Here is a 3,902-nt window from a genome sequence, read left to right as displayed (position 1 = left end):
AGCCAGAGGGTCGTCGTCGGCTCCCGCGCGGCCGACCGTGCCGAGAGCGCCGCCGCCGAGATCGGCCACGGCGTCGAGGGCGCCGAGAACGCCGAGTGCGCGCGGCGCAGCGACGTCGTGATCGTCGCCGTGCCGTGGGAGGGGCACGCCGCGACGCTGGAGTCCCTGCGCGAGGAGCTCGCCGGCAAGATCGTCGTCGACTGCGTCAACCCGCTCGGCTTCGACAAGAAGGGCGCCTACGCCCTCAAGCCCGAGGAGGGGAGCGCCGCCGAGCAGGCCGCCGCCCTGCTGCCCGACTCCCGCGTCACCGCGGCCTTCCACCACCTGTCGGCGGTGCTGCTCCAGGACGAGTCGGTCGAGAAGATCGACACCGACGTGCTGGTGCTGGGCGAGGCCCGCGCCGACACCGACACCGTGCAGGCGCTCGCGAACCGCATCCCCGGCATGCGCGGGATCTTCGCGGGCCGGCTGCGCAACGCCCACCAGGTCGAGTCGCTGGTCGCGAACCTGATCTCGGTCAACCGCCGCTACAAGGCACACGCGGGGCTGCGCACCACCGACGTCTGAGCGGGCCCCTGCCCCGAGCCGAAACGGGCATGAGGGACACTGGAGGGGACCGCGCACCATCCCCCGACAGGAGCACCCGCCCTCATGCCCCGTCTCGCTCTCTACTCCCTCGTCGTCTGCCTGCTCGCCGTCGCCGCGGCCGTGGTCTCCTTCGTCCAGGGCGGCGTCATCCTCGGGGTCGTCTGGGTCCTGCTGGTCGGCCTCTCGTCCAACATGACGTGGTTCTACGTCCGCCGGCACAAGGCGCAGAAGGAAGCGGTGGCCTGACTCAGGCCCCTACCGCGCACACCGGACTGCTGTCGCCGAACCACTCCTGCCAGAAGCGGTAGGTGTCCAGCCCGCAGTACGTCTCGAACTCGCTGACGCCCAGCTCCCGCAGCAGGGCGTGCACGGCGTCGAAGAACACCGTGTTCAGCTCCGGGACCCACAGCAGGGCGAAGACCGCGAGCAGCCCGAACGGTGCGAACGGCGCCACCTGGCGCCGGAACCCGTACGAGAGCCACGGCTCGATCACGCCGTAGCCGTCCAGCCCGGGCACCGGCAGGAAGTTGAGGATCGCGGCCGTCACCTGGAGCAGCGCCAGGAACGCCAGCGCGAACCGGAAGGCGGCCGGGACACCGTCCAGCGCGTCCAGCCAGAACGGCGCCGTGCACACGACGGCGAACAGGACGTTGGTCAGCGGCCCGGCGGCCGAGACCAGACTGTGCTTCCACCGCCCGCTGATCCGCCCCCGCTCGATGTAGACCGCACCACCCGGCAGACCGATGCCGCCCATGATCACGAAGAGCACCGGCAGCACGATGCTGAGCAGCGCGTGGGTGTACTTCAGCGGGTTCAGCGTGAGGTAGCCCTTCGCCCCGATCGAGACGTCCCCGCTGTGCAGGGCGGTGCGCGCGTGCGCGTACTCGTGCAGGCAGAGCGAGACGATCCAGGCGGCGGTGACGAAGAGGAAGACCGCGAAACCGGTCTGCTCGGCGAAGCCCGTCCACACCGCCCAGCCCGCGAGGACCATCACGGCGGCGATCACGAGGAAGACCGGACTGATCCGCCGGTCGCTGCGGTCGCTCCGGCGGTAGGCGGTGGTCATGGCGACTCCTGAGGGCGGGAAGGCAACAGTACCCAAGGCCGCCTGCCCCGCCCGGACGCTTTCAGGGCGGGTCACCGGGAGCGGGGACCGGGCCGAGAGCGGGCTCGATGTTGTCGGCCGAGGTGGCGAACACGACGCCGTCGACGGGGCGGATGTGCGCGATGCGCCGGACGCCGCCGCGGTGGCGTTCACGGGTGACGGCCGTGAGTTCCCCCTCGGTGCGGCTGGGGATGTCCCGGACCCGGGTGTGGAGCAGGGGATGCGGCTCGTCTCCGGTGGTGCCGGGCGGGTTCACGAGGCGTCCCCCGTCTTGACGGGGCCCTCGCCCCGGTGCAGGAACCGCGCCCAGCCCCGCTCGGCGCGCCGCATGAGGCCGGGGCTGGGGGCGGGCGGCGGCTCGGGCACGCGGAGGCGGTGTTCGCTGTCGCAGGTGTCGTCGCACGGGGGCATCACACGGTTCTCTCTCTGAGCGGCATCGGGTGGGCGGAAGGGCCGGTCCTCGGCACCGCTCGACTGCGGTGCGTGTAGAGCTAACCGCGCTGCGTGCCCGGACGGGTACCGTGGAAAGGAGGGCACAGCATGAATCCCATAAACGCGGGGGGAGATGACGTGACGGAAGTGTCCGGACGGCAGCGCAACGAAGCACTCCGCAGCCTGCTCCACCAGGCGAACTGGTCGGAGACGAAGCTCGCGCACGCGGTCAACCGCCTGGGGACGGAGGCCGGCATGAGCCTCACCTACAGCCAGCCGTCGGTGGCCGCCTGGATCAGGGGGTCCCAGCCGAACGAGCGGGTCAGGCCACTGGTCGTCGCGGCGTTCGAGCGCACGCTGGGGCGACCGGTCACCTACGACGAACTCGGGCTCGTCCGCCCGGAGTCGGCCGCGGGTGACGAGCCCCGTGACACCGTCGAGTCCCTGCTCGGTCTCGGAAAGGACGACATGAACCCTTCCCGGCGCGGCCTCCTGACCGCGAGCGTCTACTCGGCCGCACTCTCCGTCCCGCTGTTCGCCGATGTCGCGAACGCCGAAGAACGGGAGCGGATCACCGGGCCCGCCGCGCGGATCGGCCCGGGAGAGGTGGACGTCGTCCGGCGGATGACCGACAAGATCGCCGACATCCTGGACGAGTTGGGCGGCGGGCACGCACGTCCCATGGCCGCCGCCTTCCTGGTGAACACCGTGGCCCCCTACCTCCGGGCAGGCGCTCGCGAGACGGTCCACCGGGAGATGCTGACGGCGGCCTCGGACCTCACGTACCTGACGGGTTGGATGGCCATGTACGAGCGGGCCCACGGGCTGGGTCAGAAGTACTACCTCCAGGCGCTCAAGCTGGCCGGTGAGTCGCAGGACCAGCTCACCTACTGCCGGACGCTGCGAGGCATGAGTCTGCAGGCGTCCAATCTGCGCCACGGCAGCAAGGCGCTCGACCTCGCGGACTCGGCGGCGGAGGCCGCGCCCAAGGCCGGCCCTCGGCTGGTCGCCTTCCTCCGGGGCCAGCAGGCCCACGCGTCGGCGATGGTCAAGGACCGCAAAACCGCCTTCGTGCGGCTCCGGGAGGCGGAGACCGCCCTGTCGAAGGCCGACTCCCGGCGTGAGGCGGTGGGAGGGTACGACCGGGCGGCCTACCTCTTCCACGTCTCGCACGTGCACTACGAGGGCCGGGACCTGCCGGCCTCCATCGCCACGCTGAAGCAGTCGATCACCGCCCTGCCACGTCAGGAGCGCCAGGGCCGGTTGCACGCGAACGCCGTACTGGCGCAGCGGCAGTTCGAACGGGGACACGTGGAAGAGGCCTGTGCCTCGTGGGGGACCTTCCTCGACGACTACATGGTGCTCTCCACCTCCCGGGGGGACGAGCACTTCGCGACGATGCGGAAGAGCCTCGCCGCGCACCGCCGGGTGCGGGCCGTGCGGGAGATGGGCGAGCGGGTGCGGACGATTGCGGCGCTCAAGGCGTGACCCCGGCCCGGCGGCCGCTCAACCCCCCTCCGGGCGCCCCGGCCGCACGCGGCGTCCCGCACCGGGGTCCGCCCCCGCCCGGCCGTGCAGGACAATGGGCCGGTGCACTACGGCATCCTCGGCACCACCCGCGCGTTCCGCGACGACGGCACCCCCGCAGCCCTCGGCGGGGCGCGGCTGCGTGCCCTGCTCACCGTGCTCGCCCTGCACCCGGGGCGCACGGTGCCGGCCGGGGTGCTGGTCGACGAGGTCTGGGACGGTGATCCGCCCGCCGACGCGGCAGGGGCGC

At 72.1% G+C, this 3,902-nt stretch carries 6 protein-coding genes and 1 pseudogene; 4 read left to right on the top strand and 3 right to left on the bottom strand.

What is annotated here, in order from left to right:
• Both npdG and IH13_RS0118615 read left to right on the top strand, forming a co-directional pair.
• Positions 1–567 (top strand): NADPH-dependent F420 reductase (npdG, locus tag IH13_RS0118620; protein WP_037841757.1); only part of this gene is annotated, 567 nt, incomplete at its 5' end.
• An 84-nt stretch (positions 568–651) separates the two neighbouring features.
• The gene (locus IH13_RS0118615; protein WP_031085867.1) at positions 652–834 is read left to right on the top strand and encodes a hypothetical protein; all 183 of its coding nucleotides are present in this window, start codon (positions 652–654) and stop codon (positions 832–834) included.
• 1 nt (position 835) lies between these two features.
• Here the strand turns inward: IH13_RS0118615 and IH13_RS0118610 are convergent, their stop codons facing one another.
• The 3 genes from IH13_RS0118610 to IH13_RS43480 all read right to left on the bottom strand — a co-directional run bounded on the left by IH13_RS0118610 (position 836) and on the right by IH13_RS43480 (position 2,104).
• Positions 836–1,654 (bottom strand): site-2 protease family protein, encoded by an 819-nt coding sequence (locus IH13_RS0118610; RefSeq protein ID WP_031085866.1) that lies wholly within the window; start codon positions 1,652–1,654, stop codon positions 836–838.
• Between the two features lie 61 nt (positions 1,655–1,715).
• Complete coding sequence (locus IH13_RS0118605) at positions 1,716–1,949, bottom strand: hypothetical protein (RefSeq protein ID WP_037841741.1); 234 nt, start codon at positions 1,947–1,949, stop codon at positions 1,716–1,718.
• Positions 1,946–2,104 carry a hypothetical protein gene (locus tag IH13_RS43480; RefSeq protein ID WP_158791216.1) on the bottom strand — a complete coding sequence of 53 codons (159 nt, stop codon included), beginning with the start codon at positions 2,102–2,104 and terminating at the stop codon, positions 1,946–1,948. The genes IH13_RS0118605 and IH13_RS43480 overlap by 4 nt, the downstream gene beginning before the upstream one ends.
• Before the next feature lie 129 nt (positions 2,105–2,233).
• On the opposite strand from IH13_RS43480, the gene IH13_RS0118595 reads away from it, so the two are divergent.
• Positions 2,234–3,613, top strand: a complete 1,380-nt coding sequence (locus tag IH13_RS0118595; RefSeq protein WP_110085021.1) for an NsdA family TPR-like regulatory protein — start codon at positions 2,234–2,236, stop codon at positions 3,611–3,613.
• 102 nt (positions 3,614–3,715) lie between these two features.
• Positions 3,716–3,902, top strand: a pseudogene (locus IH13_RS42420) (helix-turn-helix domain-containing protein); the annotation flags it as partial.

Source organism: Streptomyces sp. NRRL WC-3549 (assembly GCF_000721935.1).
In the GTDB taxonomy this organism is placed as follows: Bacteria; Actinomycetota; Actinomycetes; order Streptomycetales; family Streptomycetaceae; genus Streptomyces.
Note: the sequence above shows the minus strand (reverse complement) of the source record. Positions and strands in the feature narration are given on the sequence as shown.

What these genes read in the sequence shown, in the direction of transcription:
- IH13_RS0118615 (WP_031085867.1), top strand. Translation starts at nt 652, where the DNA reads ATGCCCCGTCTCGCTCTCTACTCCCTCGTCGTCTGCCTGCTCGCCGTC.
- IH13_RS0118610 (WP_031085866.1), bottom strand. Translation starts at nt 1,654, where the DNA reads ATGACCACCGCCTACCGCCGGAGCGACCGCAGCGACCGGCGGATCAGT.
- IH13_RS43480 (WP_158791216.1), bottom strand. Translation starts at nt 2,104, where the DNA reads ATGCCCCCGTGCGACGACACCTGCGACAGCGAACACCGCCTCCGCGTG.
- IH13_RS0118595 (WP_110085021.1), top strand. Translation starts at nt 2,234, where the DNA reads ATGAATCCCATAAACGCGGGGGGAGATGACGTGACGGAAGTGTCCGGA.